19 protein-coding genes are annotated in these 16,238 nt (G+C 68.1%); 7 read left to right on the top strand and 12 right to left on the bottom strand.

Annotated features, from left to right (window positions below; translation table 11 throughout):
• Positions 1 to 116 precede the first annotated feature (116 nt).
• Positions 117 to 2,636: an FtsX-like permease family protein gene (locus tag RCO27_RS02680; RefSeq protein ID WP_309001093.1), complete on the bottom strand. Its 2,520-nt coding sequence runs from the start codon at positions 2,634 to 2,636 to the stop codon at positions 117 to 119.
• Positions 2,633 to 3,331, bottom strand: coding sequence for an ATP-binding cassette domain-containing protein (locus RCO27_RS02675; protein WP_309001092.1), 699 nt, complete (start codon positions 3,329 to 3,331; stop codon positions 2,633 to 2,635). Before RCO27_RS02675 ends, RCO27_RS02680 begins: the two co-directional genes overlap by 4 nt.
• An 18-nt stretch (positions 3,332 to 3,349) precedes the next feature.
• Here RCO27_RS02675 and RCO27_RS02670 point away from each other — a divergent pair, with 18 nt between their 5' ends.
• From RCO27_RS02670 to RCO27_RS02650, 5 genes are all read left to right on the top strand, one after another.
• On the top strand, positions 3,350 to 4,054 hold the full coding sequence (locus RCO27_RS02670; protein WP_374990346.1) for an arylesterase: 705 nt from the start codon (positions 3,350 to 3,352) through the stop codon (positions 4,052 to 4,054).
• A gap of 33 nt (positions 4,055 to 4,087) precedes the next feature.
• Entirely contained in the window at positions 4,088 to 4,744 is a 657-nt protein-coding gene (locus RCO27_RS02665) for an epoxyqueuosine reductase QueH (RefSeq protein ID WP_309001090.1), read from the top strand.
• A 40-nt stretch (positions 4,745 to 4,784) separates the two neighbouring features.
• Positions 4,785 to 5,537 carry an alpha/beta hydrolase gene (locus tag RCO27_RS02660; protein ID WP_309001089.1) on the top strand — a complete coding sequence of 251 codons (753 nt, stop codon included), beginning with the start codon at positions 4,785 to 4,787 and terminating at the stop codon, positions 5,535 to 5,537.
• A gap of 64 nt (positions 5,538 to 5,601) precedes the next feature.
• The gene (locus tag RCO27_RS02655) at positions 5,602 to 7,485 is read left to right on the top strand and encodes a M2 family metallopeptidase (RefSeq protein WP_309001088.1); all 1,884 of its coding nucleotides are present in this window, start codon (positions 5,602 to 5,604) and stop codon (positions 7,483 to 7,485) included.
• Positions 7,486 to 7,542: 57 nt separating this feature from the next.
• Positions 7,543 to 8,073 carry a YbjN domain-containing protein gene (locus tag RCO27_RS02650; RefSeq protein WP_309001087.1) on the top strand — a complete coding sequence of 177 codons (531 nt, stop codon included), beginning with the start codon at positions 7,543 to 7,545 and terminating at the stop codon, positions 8,071 to 8,073.
• A gap of 407 nt (positions 8,074 to 8,480) precedes the next feature.
• On the opposite strand, the gene RCO27_RS02645 is transcribed toward RCO27_RS02650, so the two are convergent.
• A complete protein-coding gene (locus RCO27_RS02645) occupies positions 8,481 to 8,639 on the bottom strand; it encodes a hypothetical protein (RefSeq protein ID WP_309001086.1) in 159 nt (52 codons plus the stop codon).
• A 61-nt stretch (positions 8,640 to 8,700) separates the two neighbouring features.
• On the bottom strand, positions 8,701 to 9,183 hold the full coding sequence (locus RCO27_RS02640; protein ID WP_309001085.1) for a peroxiredoxin: 483 nt from the start codon (positions 9,181 to 9,183) through the stop codon (positions 8,701 to 8,703).
• A 160-nt stretch (positions 9,184 to 9,343) separates the two neighbouring features.
• Here RCO27_RS02640 and RCO27_RS02635 point away from each other — a divergent pair, with 160 nt between their 5' ends.
• Positions 9,344 to 9,904: a YqgE/AlgH family protein gene (locus RCO27_RS02635; protein WP_309001084.1), complete on the top strand. Its 561-nt coding sequence runs from the start codon at positions 9,344 to 9,346 to the stop codon at positions 9,902 to 9,904.
• A gap of 3 nt (positions 9,905 to 9,907) precedes the next feature.
• On the opposite strand, the gene RCO27_RS02630 is transcribed toward RCO27_RS02635, so the two are convergent.
• From RCO27_RS02630 to RCO27_RS02595, 8 genes are all read right to left on the bottom strand, one after another.
• Positions 9,908 to 10,348 carry a nuclear transport factor 2 family protein gene (locus RCO27_RS02630; protein ID WP_309001083.1) on the bottom strand — a complete coding sequence of 147 codons (441 nt, stop codon included), beginning with the start codon at positions 10,346 to 10,348 and terminating at the stop codon, positions 9,908 to 9,910.
• Positions 10,345 to 11,010 carry a glutathione S-transferase family protein gene (locus tag RCO27_RS02625; protein WP_309001082.1) on the bottom strand — a complete coding sequence of 222 codons (666 nt, stop codon included), beginning with the start codon at positions 11,008 to 11,010 and terminating at the stop codon, positions 10,345 to 10,347. The genes RCO27_RS02630 and RCO27_RS02625 overlap by 4 nt, the downstream gene beginning before the upstream one ends.
• 88 nt (positions 11,011 to 11,098) lie before the next feature.
• Positions 11,099 to 11,737, bottom strand: coding sequence for a ribosome biogenesis GTP-binding protein YihA/YsxC (gene yihA, locus RCO27_RS02620; RefSeq protein ID WP_309001081.1), 639 nt, complete (start codon positions 11,735 to 11,737; stop codon positions 11,099 to 11,101).
• Positions 11,734 to 13,491, bottom strand: coding sequence for a membrane protein insertase YidC (gene yidC, locus RCO27_RS02615; protein ID WP_309001080.1), 1,758 nt, complete (start codon positions 13,489 to 13,491; stop codon positions 11,734 to 11,736). The genes yihA and yidC overlap by 4 nt, the downstream gene beginning before the upstream one ends.
• A 26-nt stretch (positions 13,492 to 13,517) precedes the next feature.
• Entirely contained in the window at positions 13,518 to 13,730 is a 213-nt protein-coding gene (gene yidD / locus RCO27_RS02610) for a membrane protein insertion efficiency factor YidD (RefSeq protein ID WP_309001079.1), read from the bottom strand.
• Positions 13,727 to 14,053 carry a ribonuclease P protein component gene (gene rnpA, locus RCO27_RS02605; protein ID WP_309001900.1) on the bottom strand — a complete coding sequence of 109 codons (327 nt, stop codon included), beginning with the start codon at positions 14,051 to 14,053 and terminating at the stop codon, positions 13,727 to 13,729. The genes yidD and rnpA overlap by 4 nt, the downstream gene beginning before the upstream one ends.
• Positions 14,054 to 14,061: 8 nt before the next feature.
• On the bottom strand, positions 14,062 to 14,196 hold the full coding sequence (gene rpmH, locus RCO27_RS02600) for a 50S ribosomal protein L34 (RefSeq protein ID WP_309001078.1): 135 nt from the start codon (positions 14,194 to 14,196) through the stop codon (positions 14,062 to 14,064).
• Between the two features lie 89 nt (positions 14,197 to 14,285).
• The gene (locus tag RCO27_RS02595; protein WP_309001077.1) at positions 14,286 to 14,606 is read right to left on the bottom strand and encodes a hypothetical protein; all 321 of its coding nucleotides are present in this window, start codon (positions 14,604 to 14,606) and stop codon (positions 14,286 to 14,288) included.
• Between the two features lie 113 nt (positions 14,607 to 14,719).
• Here RCO27_RS02595 and RCO27_RS02590 point away from each other — a divergent pair, with 113 nt between their 5' ends.
• On the top strand, positions 14,720 to 16,228 hold the full coding sequence (locus RCO27_RS02590) for a YifB family Mg chelatase-like AAA ATPase (RefSeq protein WP_309001076.1): 1,509 nt from the start codon (positions 14,720 to 14,722) through the stop codon (positions 16,226 to 16,228).
• Positions 16,229 to 16,238 lie beyond the last annotated feature (10 nt).

Genomic DNA, 16,238 nt, shown 5'->3' with positions numbered 1-16,238 from the left:
TCCTTCGTCATTGCGAGGAGCGAAGCGACGCGGCAATCCAGCCTGTCTTCGAGACCGTTCTGGATTGCTTCGCTTCGCTCGCAATGACGAGATGTTCTGGATCGAGTTATGCGGCCCTAGAGCGTGCGCAGCGCCTGCGCCGGCCGGACCGAGAGCAGGGGCAGCGAGCCGAGGATGCCGATGCCCAGCGTCAGCAGGGCGCCGGCGCCCAGCGTGCCGAGCACGACCGTCCAGTCCGGCGCCCAGCCGAACTCGAAAATCTCGACGATCACATACCAGGCCGCGCCGAGGCCGAGGCCGAGCGACACGACCGACAGGATCGCGGCGAGTACCGCATATTCGAGCGCGTGGGCGCCGAGGATCTGCCAGCGCGTCGCGCCGAGCGTCTTGAGGATCACGCTGTCATAGGCGCGCGCCTGGCGCGCGGCGGCGATCGCCCCGATCAGCACAGCGATGCCGGCGAGGATCGCGACCGAGGCGACGAGCACGATCGCGCTCGACATCTGGCCGAGGAGGGTGCCGATCTGCGCGACGATCTCGCCGACCGCGACGATCGAGATGGAGGGGAAGGCGGCGAGCAGCGCCCGCGACACCGCGCCTTCGCGGCTCCCGTCCATGCTGATCGTCGCGGCGAGGTTGTGCGGCGCGGCCTGCAGCACCGAGGGCGGGAAGACGAGGATGTAGTTGAACCCCATCGTGTCCCAATTGACCTGGCGGAGCGAAGCGATCCGCGCGTCGATCTGGCGCCCGAGCACGCTCACCGTCAGCGTGTCGCCGACGCCGACGTTCATCACCCGCGCCGCCTCGCGGTCGAGCGAGACGAGCGGGGGCCCGCGATAGTCGGCCGGCCACCAGGCGCCGTCGACCAATTCGCTGCCCTCCGGCAGCGCGCCGCTGTAGGTGACGCCGCGCTCGCCGCGCAGGAACCAGGCGCCGTCGGGCAGCTCGGCGAGATCGGCGACGCGGGTGCCGGCGAAGGCGGTGATCGTGCCGCGCAGGGTCGGCACGACGTTGATCTCGGCGGCGGGCGCCTGGTCGCGGACCAGCGTCTCGAAGCGCCGCTGCTCGGTCGCCGGGATGTCGAGCACGAACTGGTTGGGCGCGCGGCGCGGCACGGTACGCTCGATCTCGGCCGAGAGGCTGGTCTGGATGCCGGCCAGCGTCACGAACAGGGTGAGGGCGAGGCCGAGCGCGATGACCAGGGCGATGGTCTGCGCGCCGGGCCGGTAGAGGCCGGCGACGGCGAGCCGGACCAGCGGCCGGCGCGAGCGCGGCAGCCGCTCGGCGAGCCGGCGCACGCCCCAGCCGATGCCGAACAGCAGCAGGATGACGAGGCCGGTCGCGCCGAGCACCGCAGCGGCGAACAGCGGCTCGCGCGCCGTCGCGACGGCGAGCGCGAAGACCGTGGCCACCGCGCCGCCGGCCAGCAGCAGGCTGCGCCGGTCGAGCCGGCCGCCGCTCTCGACGCCGCCGCGGAACAGGGTCGCGACCGGATAGAGCCGGGCGCGCGCCAGCGGTGGCAGCACGAAGATGAAGGCGACGAGCAGGCCATAGGCGGCGCTGGTCGCGAGCGGCAGCCAGTAGACGGCGAAGCCCGGCCGGACCGGCAGGAGATCGCCGGCCAGCGCGACCGCGGCGGGCGGCAGCAGCGCCCCGACGGCAAGGCCGACGACGACCGCAATCAGCGTCACAAGCCCGATCTGCAGCAGGTAGATGCGCGAAATGTCGGCCGAGGTCGCGCCGAGCACCTTCAGCGTCGCGATGCTGTCGCGCTTGAGGCCGAGATAGGAGGAGACGCCGTTGCTGACCCCGATGCCGGCGATGATCAAAGCGGCGAGGCCGATCAGGCTCAGGAACTGGCCCATCCGCTCGAAGAAGCGGCTCGCGCCCGGCGCGGCGCGATCACGGTCCTTGAACGCCCAGCCTTCGGAGACGTAGCGTTCCCGCAGGCGGTCGACGACGCTTGAGGGCGTGACGTTGCCGGGCAGGCGCAGCCGGTATTTGGCGACGAACAGGCTGCCCGGCTGGACGAGACCGGTGCGGCGCAGGCCCTCGATCGAGGTGAGCGCGACCGGCCCGAAGGTGAAGCCCTCGCCGATCCGGTCGGGCTCCTCGGCGATGATGCCGGCGATGCGAAAGCGGGCCTCGCCATAGCGGATCGAATCGCCGACGCCGACCGACAGCCGTTCGGCGAGCGCCGGCGCGACGATCACCTCGTCCGCAGCGAGCCGGGCGACCGGCCGGCCATCATCGATCCGTAGCGTCCCATAGAGCGGGTAGGCGCCGTCGACCGCCTTGAACTCGGTCAGGATCGCGCCGTCGCCCGGCGGCGCATCGGTGCGGCTCGCCATCGCCCGCATCCGGAGCGTCTCGCTCAAGGTGCCGAAGGCGCGGAAGGCGGCCTTCTGCTCGGCCGTAGCCTCGCGCTGGGTCATCGAGATCTCGACGTCGCCGCCGAGGATCGCCTGGCCGCGTCCGGCCAGCTCGCTGGTGATCGCGGCGGTAAGGCTGCCGATCGTCGCCAGCGTGGTGACGCCGAGGAACAGGCAGACGAAGAGCAGCCTCAGGCCCCGGAAGCTCGCATGCAGATCGCGCCGGGCCGCGGCCCAGGCGAAGCTCCAGCCGGGCGGCCTCATGCGGCGCGGTCCAGCGCGATCAGGCCGTCGGCCATTTCGAGGATGCGGTCGCAGCGCGCCGCCAGCGACGGATCGTGGGTGATGATGATCAGGGTCGCGCCGGCCGCCGCCTGTCGCGCGAACAAAAGGTCGATGATCGCCGCGCCGGTGTGGCCGTCGAGATTGCCGGTCGGCTCGTCGGCGAAGATGATGTCGGGGCCGGGCGCGACCGCGCGGGCGATCGCCACGCGCTGCTGCTCGCCGCCGGAGAGCTGCGCCGGATAGTGGCCGAGCCGCTGGCCGAGGCCGACCGCCTCCAGCTCCGCCTGCGCCCGCGCGAACGGCTCGGGGAGGCCGGCGAGCTCCAGCGGCACCGCGACATTCTCGAGCGCGGTCATCGTCGGCAGCAGGTGGAAGGACTGGAGGACGATGCCGATCCTGCCGCGCCGCGCCGCGGCCAGTGCGTCCTCGTCGAGCGGGCCGTAATCGGTCCCCGCGACGTTGACGCTGCCGCCGGTCGCGCGCTCCAGGCCGGACAGGATCGCCATCAGCGACGACTTGCCCGATCCGGATGGCCCCAGGATGCCGATGCTCTCGCCGCGGCGGATGTCGAGGTCGATTCCCCTCAGCACGTCGGTCCTCGCGCCGCCGCTGCCGAGCTGGAGCGTGACATTGCGCGCGCTGATGACGATATCGGAGCCGGCGTCGGGCCGCATGACTGGGGAATTCCTTCGATGTTCAAGCTGGTGCGATATGTAGGTCTGCTGCTCGCGGTTCAATTGGCCGTGAGTTGTTCAACCGAAACACCCCAGAATATTTCGACCGGGGACCGTGCGGCATCGACGAATACGGCTGCGCCGGTCGCCGAGGGCAGGCTGGTCCTCGCCTTCGGCGACAGCCTCTATGCCGGCTACCAGCTCCGGCAGAACGAGGGCTTCGCGCCGGCGCTGGAGCGGGCGCTCGTCGCCCGCGGCGTCCCGGCGACGGTCGTCAATGCCGGCGTGTCGGGCGACACGACCGCGAGCGGTCTCCAGCGGCTTGCCTTCACGCTCGACGGGCTGCCCCGCGCGCCCGATCTCGCTATCGTCGGGCTGGGCGGCAACGACGCGCTGCGCGGGATCAGCCCGGACGAGACGCGCCGCAACCTCGCGGCCATCCTGACCGAGCTCCGGCGGCGCAACATCCCGGTCCTGCTCACCGGCATGATGGCGCCGCGCAACCTGGGCGCCGACTATGCCGCCCGCTTCGATCCGATCTATCCGGAGCTCGCGCGGGCGTTCGGCACCGGCCTCTATCCCTTCTTCCTCGACGGCGTGATCACCCGGCCGGACCTGCTTCTCCCGGACGGCATGCATCCGACCACGCAAGGGATCGGGGTCGTCGTCGAGAGGATGGCACCGGACGTCGCCCGTCGGCTGGACGCACAGCCCGGGACGTGATTCGCCGGCGCGAGCGTGCTAAGGGCGCGCACCATGAGCGATTTCGAACGTCCCGTCCTCGTCCCGCCCGCCGGCCACAAGAAGGTGCTGCTGCATTCGTGCTGCGCGCCCTGCTCGGGCGAGGTCATGGAGGCGATGACCGCAAGCGGCATCGACTACACGATCTTCTTCTACAATCCGAACATCCACCCGAAGGAAGAATATCTCCTGCGCAAGGAGGAGAACATCCGCTTCGCCGAGCAGCACGATGTGCCGTTTGTCGATGCGGACTATGACACCGTCAACTGGTTCAAGCGGGCCAAGGGCATGGAGTGGGAGCCGGAGCGCGGCATCCGCTGCACGATGTGCTTCGACATGCGCTTCGAGCGGACCGCGCTCTACGCGCACGAGCACGGCTTTCCGGTGATCACGTCGTCGCTCGGCATCTCGCGCTGGAAGAACATGGACCAGATCAACGATTGCGGCGAGCGCGCCGCATCGCACTATCCGGACATGACCTATTGGACGTTCAACTGGCGCAAGGGCGGCGGCGCGAGCCGGATGATCGAAATCTCCAAGCGCGAGCATTTCTACCAGCAGGAATATTGCGGCTGCGTCTATTCGCTCAGGGACACCAACGCCCACCGCGTTGCCCAAGGGCGTGAGGAAATCCGCATCGGCGAGCTCTTCTACGGCGACGCCGACAGCTGATCCTCTCCAGTCCGAATCTCCTTTCCATCCGGAGCCATTGATGAATCCGACGGTCCACCGTTTCACCGCGCCCGACGGCGTCGAGCTGGCCTGGCGGGAGGTGGGGGAGGGGCGGCCTCTGGTGTTGATCCACGGCTATTTCTCGAACGCCGAGGTCAACTGGATCCGCTACGGTCACGCGCGGCTGCTCGCGGACGCCGGTCTGCGGGTCATCATGCCGGACCTGCGCGCCCATGGCGACAGCGGCAAGCCGCACGATCCGGCGCGCTATCCACCCGACATCCTCGCCGAGGACGGCTTCGCGCTGATCGGCCATCTCGGCCTCACCGATTATGACCTCGCCGGCTACTCGCTTGGCGGCCGCACCGCCGTCCGCATGCTGGTGAAGGGCGCCAAGCCGGGCCGCGCAGTGCTGAGCGGCATGGGGCTCGAGGGCATCCTCGATACGGCGGGGCGGGGCGGCTATTTCCGGAACGTCCTCACCCATCTCGGCAGCTTCCCCCGCGGCACGTCCGAATGGATGACCGAGGCCTTCCTCAAGACCACCGGCGGCGATCCCGAAGCGCTGCTGCTCATCCTCGACACCTTCGTCGACACGACCCGCGCAGAGTTGGCGGCGATCGACCTGCCGGTGCGCGTCGTCACCGGATCGGAGGACGACGACAACGGCTCCGGCGAAGCGCTGGCCGAAGCGATCCCGGGCGGGCGGTTCCGGTCGATCCCCGGCAATCATATGAGCGCCGTCGTCAAGCCCGAGCTGGGCCAGGCAATCGCCGACTTTCTCGCCCGTTGACCCTCCGTCGGAGCGGGTCCACAAATCCGTCGGAAAACCCGTTCAGGATGAGGATGCTCCATTGATGAGAACCAGCGTCTCCGCGCTCGCCATCGCTCTTTGCGCCTGTGTCGCCGCCGTCGGCGCCACCGCCTCCGCAAGTCAGTCCGCCGCCGCGCAGACGGGCGAGGCGGCGCCGGCGACCAAGGCGGGCGCGGAGGCCTTCATCCAGCGCGCCGAGCGCGAGCTTGCCGAATTCTCGGTGATCAGCGCCCGTGCTGCCTGGGTGAACCAGACCTACATCACCGACGACACCAATGCGCTCAATGCCTATTTCGGCACGATCGGCACGGAGATGGGCGTGCGCTTCGCCAATGAGGCCGCGCGCTACGCCAATGTGCAGGGCCTCGATGCCGACACCCGGCGCAAGCTCAACATCCTGCGCACCGGTCTCACCCTGCCGGCGCCGACCACGGCGGGTGCGGCGGCCGAGCTCAACCGCATCTCGACCGAGCTCGGCGCCCAATATGGCCGCGGCCGCGGCACGATGGGCGGGGATCAGCTCACCGGCAACGAGATCGAGGCGCGGATGGGCACCGTCCGCAACCCCGATCAGCTCCGCGAGATGTGGACGAGCTGGAACGACAATGTCGGCGCGCCGATGCGCACCGGCTATGCGCGCATGGCCGAAATCTCCAACGCCGGCGCACGCGAGCTCGGCTTTCCCGACACCGGCGCGATGTGGCGTTCGCAATATGACATGAGCCCGGACGAGTTCGCCGCACTCACCGAGCGGCTGTGGGGCGAGGTCCGCCCGCTCTACGAGCAGATCCACTGCTTCGCGCGGGCCGGCCTCAACCGCCAATATGGCGATGCCGTCCAGCCCCCCACCGGCCCGATCCGCGCCGACCTGCTCGGCAATCTCTGGGCACAGGAATGGGGCAATATCTACGACGTCGTCGCGCCGCAGGGTGCAGGCGAGGGCGCCCCTTACGACCTCACCGAGCTCCTGACCCACGCCAACTACACGCCGGAGCGGATCGTCCGCCAGGGCGAGTCCTTCTTCACCTCCCTGGGCTTCGCGCCGCTCCCCGAGACCTTCTGGCAGCGTTCGATGATCACCCAGCCGCGCGACCGCGAGGTGATCTGCCACGCGTCCGCCTGGGATCTCGACAATCAGGAGGACCTGCGCATCAAGATGTGCACCCGCGTGAACGGCGACGATTTCGTCACCGTCCATCACGAGCTCGGCCACAATTTCTACCAGCGCGCCTACAACCGGCAGCCCTACCTCTACCTCAACAGCGCCAATGACGGCTTCCACGAAGCGATCGGCGACACGATCGCTCTGTCGGTGACGCCGGAATATCTCGTCCAGATCGGTCTCTTGCAGCAGAACCAGATGCCGAACGAGGCGCAGGATCGGGCGCTGCTGCTCCGCCAGGCGCTCGACAAGATCGCGTTCCTGCCCTTCGGCCTGATGATGGACCGCTACCGCTGGGGCATCTATTCCGGCCAGATCACGCCGGACCGTTACCAGGCGGCGTGGGACGAGATGCGCCTCCAATATCAGGGCATCGTCCCGCCCAGCCCGCGCAGCGAGCGCAATTTCGACGCCGGCGGCAAATATCACACCGCGGCGAGCGTGCCCTACACCCGTTATTTCCTCGCCCGCATCCTCCAGTTCCAGTTCTACAAGGCGGCGTGCGAGCAAGCCGGCTGGCGCGGGCCGCTCCATCGCTGCTCCTTCTACGGCAACCGCGAGGTCGGCCGGCGGCTGAACGAGATGCTGGCGATGGGCGCCTCACGGCCATGGCCGGAGGCGCTCCAGGCCTTCACCGGCACCCGCGAAATGTCCGCCGAGCCGATGGTCGAATATTTCCAGCCGCTGCTCGGCTGGCTGCGCGAGCAGAACAGGGGGCGGCAGTGCGGCTGGTCGCAATCCGCCGCTCGTCGCACCGCAGGGTAAATCGGCGGTACAGGTGGCGGGCGCCACGGGCCCGCCACCCAGTTTCGGAGGACCCCTATGCGAGCCGTTTGCGCCGCACTCATTCTCGTTTCCGCGTCGGCGGCGTCCGCCCAGGTCGCGCCGTCGCGCTTCAACCCCGCCGCACCGGAAAACCGGCAGGTGATCCCGGCCTTCAGCTATCAGACGGTCGAGGCGGTGCTGACCCAGATCGGCGCGCGCTTCGAGCGGCGCGGGACAGCGGAGCGGCCGGCGCTCACCGTCACCTTCCCGAACAATCGCCGCGCCGCGATCCTGTTCGGCAGCTGCGACCGGCAGGGTTGCAAGGCGATCAGCATCCAGGCGGTCTGGACACGGCCGGACAATCTCCCCGCCGAGCGGATGGCGACTGGAATCCAGGCCTTCAACCAGCGCTATGCCTTCTCACGGGCTTTCATCACCCAGGACGGGCGGCCGGCGCTGCAGCGCTATCTCACCGCCGATTTCGGCTTCATCCGCGGCAATCTCGCGGTCAACCTGCTGGTCTTCGCCAATCAGGCGGAGCGATTCGCCGTGGAGGTGATGCGACCGGCTGAAGCGTCGCCGCGCTAGCCGCGACCGGTCCGGTCCCGCATGTAGGCGCCGAGTCCACCCCGCCATAAATACTCATGCAGTCGTTGAACGCGGCTTCCCAGCACTCGAAGGTCACCTGGATGGGCTGGCCGGTATGCGGGTCATAGGAGCAGTAGTTCCAGGCATACTGGCTGCAATATTGCTCTGGATCCGGCTGGGCATGGCTCGGCGCGCTGCCGACCAGCAAAGCAAGGGATGCGCATGCAACGAGTCCGAAACGGGAAACCTTCATGACTTTCCTCCTCCGTGCCGGGCAATTTTGCCCTGAAGGAAGCTAATGGCTATTCACGCAAAAGTCACTGTGGCCTGAGGTCATTATGGACACAACAAAGGGCAGTGCGTGATGAGGGTCTGTCTTCGGAAAAACGACGGTCCGGGTCCGGCCTTCATCCGTTTCTTCGCGACGTACCTTGCGCCAGTTCCCGCGCGGTTGCGGCGGTCTTCATCACGTTGCTCAGCGATTTGCCGCAGGTTTCGCGGTTGCGCGCGGCGATCTCGCGGGCGCTGAGGCCCTCTTTCGGTTCCGAGTTGAAGTTTTGGACCATGACCCTTCCCGGCACATTGGTTGTCGACTCAACGTGCCGGGAATAGCCCGATTTGCCTTAACTAAAGCTGATTGAGCAGAAATTCCGCGCTCGACACGCTGAATGCGCCGGGCTCTTCCACGTTCAGCTCCCTGACCACGCCGTCCTCGACGATCGCCGACCAGCGCTGGCTGCGCTTGCCCATGCCGAACTTCGAGAAGTCGGCGGCGAGGCCGAGCGCCTCGGCGAAGTCGCCATTGCCGTCGGCCAGCATCGTCACCTTGCCGTCGGCGCCGCCCTGCTTGCCCCAGGCGTCCATGACGAACACGTCGTTGACCGAGACGGCGGCGATCTCGTCCACGCCCTTCGCCTTGATCTCACCGGCCTTCTCGACGAAGCCGGGGAGGTGGCGGGCGGAGCAAGTCGGGGTGAAGGCGCCGGGTACCGCGAAGATGGCGACCTTGCGGCCGGCGAAGAAGTCGTCCGTCTGGACCGGTTGCGGACCGTCCGAAGAGGGCTTGGTGAGCGTCATGCTGGGGATGCGGTCGCCGACCTGGATCGTCATCGTCTTTTCTCCTTGAAGCTGCGGGCCGGTGGCGTCTCGTCAGCGCGATTTCCGAGTCGCCGGGCGCGTGCCCGGCTGGCAATCGCTCTAGCAAGCCGGCCCGCCCCGAGATAGGGGCGCGGGGCTGGGCGGCAACCGCCGGCGGGACTATACCAACCGAATGGACGATCCCCGGTTCCTCGGCGGCCAGTTCCTGCTCGCGATGCCGGGCATCGGCGATCCGCGCTTCGAGAAGGCGGTGATTGCGATGTGCGTCCATGACGAGGAGGGCGCGCTCGGCATCGGCCTCGGCCGGGTGATCCCGCGGCTCGGTTTCCACGACCTGCTGAAGCAGCTCGAGATCGATCCCGGCGCAGCGCCCAACGTCGCGATCCACCATGGCGGTCCGGTCGAGCCGCAGCGCGGCTTCATCCTCCATACCTCCGATTGGGGCGGCAATGAGAGCATCCAGGTCGCCGACCGCTGGGTGCTGTCCGCGACACTCGACATCCTGAAGGCGATCGCCGCCGGAAAAGGCCCGTCGCACTGGGTGGTGGCCCTGGGCTATGCCGGATGGGGCCCGAGCCAGCTCGATGAGGAACTGGCCCGCCACGGCTGGTTCGCGACGCCGGGCGACGACCATCTGCTCTACGAATGCGACGTCGAATCCCGCTGGTCCGCGGCGTTCCTGAGTGCCGGGATCGATCCGCGCCTGCTCGCTGCGGAATCGGGCACGGCCTGACGGCTACCGGGCGGCGGGCACCCGCGTCGCCTGGATGTGGACGGCGCGCCAGGTGCCGTCGATCCGGCGGAAGGTGTCGGCAAAGCGGATATGGGCGGCGAAGGGCTGGCCGTTGGACGTGCCGCGCACGACCACATCGCCGCCGACCACGCCCGTATCCGGGCCGAGCGGCAGGAAGTAACGGTCCTCGACGGTGATCGGTTCGTAGCGCGTGTTCGGGTCCATCCAGCCGGCGATGAAGTCGGCGCGGCTCTGGCGGCGGCCGTCGCTGCCGACGAAAACGAGGCCTTCGGACGTCATCGCCTCCATCGCGGCGCGGTCCTGTCCGATCTGGGCCTGGTCGAAGCGGTCGCCGATCTCGCGCAGGGTTTCCGGCGACACGTCCTCGGCAAAGGCGGGCGCAGCCAGCGAAACGGCGGCGAGGGCGGCGAGCAGGAGCTTCATGCAACCGGGCTTTCATATTGCTCGATCACCCAGGGTTCCTCCTGCGCTGCCTCGATCCATTCCTTCATCCAGGCATGGTCGAGGATGGTTTCCATATAGGCGGCGGCGAAGCGGGGGACGGGGATCGAATAGGTGACGAAACGGGTGACGACCGGGGCGAACATGATGTCGACCGCGCCGAAATCGCCGAACAGATAGGGGCCGCCGCTGCCGTGGCGCGCACGGGCCTGCGCCCAGAGCTCGAGGATGCGGATGATCTCGGCCTTCACGGGTTCGCTCAACTCCGACGTCGGAAACTGCTTGCGCACGTTCATCCCGCATTCGCGCCGCAGGTTCGCGTAGCTCGAATGCATCTCGGCGGCCATCGAACGCGCCATGCCCCGAGCCGTCTCGTCGCGCGGCCAGTAGCGCGCCTTGTCGGTCTTGTCGGCGAGCCACTCGATGATCGCGAGACTGTCCCAGATGACGGTCTGGTCGTCCCACAGGATAGGGACCTTGCCGCCGGACGGCGCAAATTCGTCGCCCTCCGTCCGCTTGTCCCAGTCCGCGTCGAACATCGGGACGGTGATCTCCTCGAACGGCAGGCCGGACTGCTTGACCGCCAGCCAGCCGCGCAGCGACCAGGACGAATAAGCCTTGTTGCCGATGATGAGCTTGAGCATTCCCGTCCTCTCACCTCGTCATGCCAGCGAAGGCTGGCATCCAAGCCGACTCAGTATGGACCCCAGCCTGCGCCGGGGTGACGATGAGTCAAAGTTCCGCCGCCTCTAGCACCGCCGTCCGCAGACGGTCCATGCCCGTGCCCTTCTCGCTCGACGTCGCGATGACCTCGGGATGGGCGGCCGGATGCTTGCGCGCTTCCTCGGCCGTCGCGCGCGCCACCGCGTCCAGCTCGGTCGGCTTGATCTTGTCGGCCTTGGTGAGGACGACGTGATAGCTGACCGCCGCGTCGTCGAGCATCTTCATGACCTCTCGATCGATGTCCTTGAGGCCGTGGCGGCTGTCGATCAGGACCAAGGTGCGCTTCAGCACCTGCCGGCCGCGCAGATAGTCGTTGACCAGGTAGCGCCAGCGCTTCGCCATCTCCTTCGGCGCCTTGGCAAAGCCGTAGCCGGGCATGTCGACCAGCCGCAGCTGGAGCGGTTCGCCGACGTCGAAGAAGTTGAGCTCCTGCGTCCGCCCCGGCGTGTTCGAGGTCCGCGCGAGGCCGTTGCGGTTGGTCAGCCGGTTGAGCAGCGACGACTTGCCCACGTTCGAGCGGCCGGCAAAGGCGATCTCCGGCACGGTCGGATCGGGCAGGAACTTGAGCTCCGGTGCCGATTTCAGGAAGGAAACCGGCCCGGAAAAGAGCTTCCGGGCCGATTCTTCGAGGTCCGTTTCGTCGGTCACCGCTTGCGGCTGCGCCCGGATGACGGCGCTGCGGGCTCAGGCTCCGGCGATGCGCCGACCAGCGGCTCCTTGAGCTGCGGATGGCGCATGTAGAGCAGCTTCTGCTGGGCGATCGACAGGAGGTTGTTGGTGACCCAGTAGAGCTGCAGGCCCGCCGCGAACGGCGCCATCACGAAGATCAGCACCCAGGGCATGATCGCGAAGACCTGTTTCTGGACCGGGTCCATCGGCGCCGGATTGAGCCGCATCTGCAGCCACATCGTGACGCCGACCAGGATCGGCAGGACGCCGATGATCAGGAAGTGCGGCGGCGTGAACGGCAGGAAGCCGAACAGGTTGACCGGGGTGAGCGGATCGACGGCGGAGAGGTCGCGGATCCAGCCGACGAAGGGCTGATGGCGCATCTCGACCGAGATCAGCAGCACCTTGTAGAGTGCATAGAAGATCGGGATCTGCAGGAAGATCGGCAGGCAGCCCGCGAGCGGGTTCACCTTCTCTTCCTTGTAGAGCTTCATCATTTCTTCCTGGAGCTTCGCCCGATCGTCCTTGTAGCGCTCCTGCAGCGCCTTCATCTTCGGCTGGACGACGCGCATCGCCGCCATCGAGGCGAACTGCTTCTGCGCGATCGGGAAGAGCAGCAGGCGGACGATCAGCGTCAGGCAGATGATCGCCACGCCGAAATTGCCGAGATGGGTGAACAGCCAGTGGAGCAGTCCGAAGATCGGCTTCATGAACCATTCGAACCAGCCCCAGTCGATCGCCTTGTCGAGGCGGGTGCCGAGGCTCGCCGAATAGGTGGAGAGCAGGGCCTCCTCCTTGGCGCCGGCGAACAGATGTGAGGTGGTGCGCAGACCCTGGCCCGGGGCGACGACGACGGCCGCGCCGGCATAATCGGCCTGGAAGGCGTTGGTGGAGCCGTTGTGACGGAACGCGGCCTCGACGGTGCGGCCCTGATCGGGGATCACCGCCGCCAGCCAGTATTTGTCGGTGAAGCCGAGCCAGCCGCCCTGGCTCGGGAAGCGCTGCACACCGGCTTCGGTGACGTCGCTCCAGTTCGAATCGTAGTGGGCGGCGCCGCTGAACACGCCGACCGGGCCGACATGGACGGTCCAGCTGTCCGGATCGGCCGAGGGGCCGACGCGGCTGACCAGGGCGAAGGGCTGGGCGACGACCGGACCGGTACCACGGTTGAGCAGCCGCTGCTCGGCGGTGAACATATAGCCGTCGTCGATCGACAGGCGGATCTGGAAGGTCTGGCCCTGGCCGTTGTCCCAGCTCAACGTCACCGGGGCCTCGGGTGTCAGGCGGGCGCCGTCGGTGCGCCACACGCTGTTCGAATCGGGTGCGCGCAGCCCCTGGCCGGTCCAGCCGAAGCCGCCGAAATAGGCGCCCGGCGCGCCGGCGGGCGAGAACAGGCGGACGGGCGGCGAGTTGCGGACGATCGTCTCGGTCTGGGTGGTGAGGACGAGGTCGTCGATCCGCGCACCGCGCAAGTTGATCGAGCCGGCGAGGCGCGGCGTCTCGATGCGCACGCGTGGGGTTTCGGCCAGCACGATCTCACGGCCGCGTATCGCCTGGGACGTGTCGGCGGCGGGATCGGCCTGCGGCTGCGGGAGGGGGACCTCGCGGCCCTTCTCGACCTTGGTCACCGGCGGGTTGGCGGTCGGAAACCAGGTCTGGGTGACGAAGCCCCAGCCGATGAGCACGATCGCCGACAGGACGACCGCCAGGATCATATTCTTATGGTCGTTCACTTAAGACCCCTCAATAGACCTTTCCCTCACGGGACCGGGTCATAGCCGGATCCCCCCCAGGGGTGGCAGCGCAGCAGCCGCCTCAGGGCGAGCCAGCTTCCGCGCAGCGCGCCATAGCGGGAAAGCGCGGTGATTGCATAGGCCGAGCAGCTTGGGCAGTAGCGGCAGCTCGGTGGCAGGATGCGCGACGGCCCCAATTGCCAGCCGCGCGCGACCAGGATGAGCGCCCGGGCGATCATCGCGCGACCTTGCCAAGCGCACGTTTCAAATCGGCGGCAAGCTCTTCGAATGGGCGCTCGATGCCGCTGGCCCGGCCAATCATGACATGATCCGCTCCCGGGATACCGGAGCCGGGCAGGACCGCGCGGGCGAGCTCGCGGAAACGCCGCTTCATGCGGTTGCGCACGACCGCATTGCCGACCTTCTTCGAAACGGTGAGGCCGAGCCGCATGGCGGGATCGCCGTCATCGCGCGGTCGGACGAGCAGGACGAAGCCCGGCGTCGGCGCGCGCTTCCCGCCATTGGCGGCAAGGAATTCCGCCCGGCGGGTGAGCTTTTCGATCGGTGCTGTTACGCGGACAGCTTCTTGCGGCCGCGGGCGCGGCGCGCGGTCAGGACCTTGCGGCCCCCGACCGTCGCCATCCGGGCGCGGAAGCCGTGCCGGCGCTTGCGCACGAGATTGCTCGGCTGGAAGGTGCGCTTCATCGCTCATTCCTCGTAATTCAGGTCGAATGAAAAGGGCCGCCCGAAGGCGGCCTCGTTGCGGGCGCCGATACGGGAGGGAGGGGGCAAAGTCAATTGCCGGCGGCAACGTCGTCGGCCTCGTCCTGCTGGCGCAACTCCTCGCGTCGCTTGGCGCTCTCGCGACGCATGCTCCAGTCGGTCCAGCGGCCCTTGTTCGGATGACGGCGCTTGAACCGGACATATTGGCGCTTCGCCCATTCGCTGTATTTCAGCACGAGCCCGGCGCCGACCGCGAAGACCACGACGCCGCCGGGCCCCGGAATGATCCCGACGAGGGGCGAAGCCAGGATCAGCACGCAGCCCAGAATGAAGAGGCATTGCCTGACGAGCGGGTTGCGACCCCAGGTCAGCCATCTTTGTCTTGGGCTCATCTTCTTCATCTGGTGGCCCGAGCGGGAAAGTCAAATAACGATCCCCACTCGACTTCCCCGACCTTCCGTTTCACAAGTGGAACGGTAAGGCGGAGGGGGATGGGCCAGCCCATATGGTCTCGCATGTTGCCACAGTAGCATTTCTGGGGCTGGAGGCACGTGCGGTCGAGGTGCAGGTCCAGATTGCGAGCGGCCTGCCCAAGTTCCTTGTCGTCGGCCTGCCCGACAAGGCGGTGGGCGAAAGTCGCGAGCGGGTCCACGCGGCGCTGGCCGCGATCGGCCTGTCGCTTCCGCCGAAACGGATCACCGTCAACCTTTCCCCTGCCGATCTTCCCAAGGAAGGGTCCCACTATGACCTTCCGATCGCGCTTGGCCTGCTCGCTGCGATGGGCGCGATCGATGCGGAGACCTTGTCGGGATATGTCGCAGTCGGCGAACTCGGCCTCGACGGGCGCATCGCGCCGTCGCCGGGCGTCCTGCTCGCCGCGATTCATGCCTCGTCGCTCGGCCTCGGGCTGATCTGCCCGGCCGCGCAGGGCAGCGAAGCGGCCTGGGCCGGAGATGTCGAGGTGATCGCCGCGCCGGACCTGATCGCGCTCACCAACCATCTGCGCGGCAGCGCGGTGCTGTCGCCGCCGTTGCCTGGCGAAGCCGATCCGCCGGGGCTCGGGCCCGACCTTGCGCAGGTGAAGGGGCAGGAGACGGCGAAACGCGCGCTCGAGATCGCTGCGGCCGGCGGGCACAACCTGCTGATGACCGGCCCGCCGGGCGCGGGCAAGTCGCTGCTCGCGGCCTGCCTTCCGGGCATCCTTCCCGAGCTGACGCCGGCGGAAGCCCTCGAGGTGTCGATGATCGCGTCGGTGGCGGGCGAGCTGAAGGACGGGCGGCTGATCCGGACCCGGCCGTTTCGCGCGCCGCATCACAGCGCCTCGATGCCGGCGCTGGTCGGCGGCGGGCTCAAGGTCCGGCCCGGCGAGGCGAGTCTCGCGCATCTCGGCGTGCTGTTCCTTGACGAGCTGCCGGAATTCCAGCGCGTCGCGCTCGATTCGCTGCGCCAGCCGCTGGAAACCGGAATCGTGCAGGTTGCGCGTGCCAACGCCCATGTCACCTTTCCGGCGCGCGTTCAGCTCGTCGCGGCGATGAATCCCTGCCGATGCGGCCATCTCGGCGATCCCGCGCTTGCCTGCTCCCGTGCGCCGAGATGCGCCGCCGACTATCAGGCCAAGGTTTCCGGACCGCTGCTCGACCGCATCGACATCCATGTCGATGTCGCCGCCGTAGCCGCAGCCGATCTTGTCCTGCCGCCGCCCGCGGAGGGCTCTGCCGAGGTTGGCCGGCGCGTTGCAGAGGCGCGGGGGGTACAGACGCGGCGTTACGATGGGCAGGGCCTGCGGACCAACGCCGAAGCCGATGGCGAGCTTTTGGACACGGTCGCGACGCCCGACGAGCCGGGACGTCGCCTGCTCGCCCAGGCGGCCGAGGCGATGCGCCTCTCCGCGCGCGGCTATCACCGGGTGATGCGCGTCGCCCGCACCATCGCCGACCTGGCCCACAGCGAAGGAGTGGGACGCGTCCATGTCGCCGAGGCGCTGAGCTATCGCCGGCAGGCGCCGCGCAACTAGGTCCAAATAA

Origin of the sequence: Sphingosinicella sp. LHD-64 (genome assembly GCF_031157375.1) — a bacterium.
Taxonomy (GTDB): Bacteria; Pseudomonadota; Alphaproteobacteria; order Sphingomonadales; family Sphingomonadaceae; genus Allosphingosinicella.
Note: the sequence above shows the minus strand (reverse complement) of the source record. Positions and strands in the feature narration are given on the sequence as shown.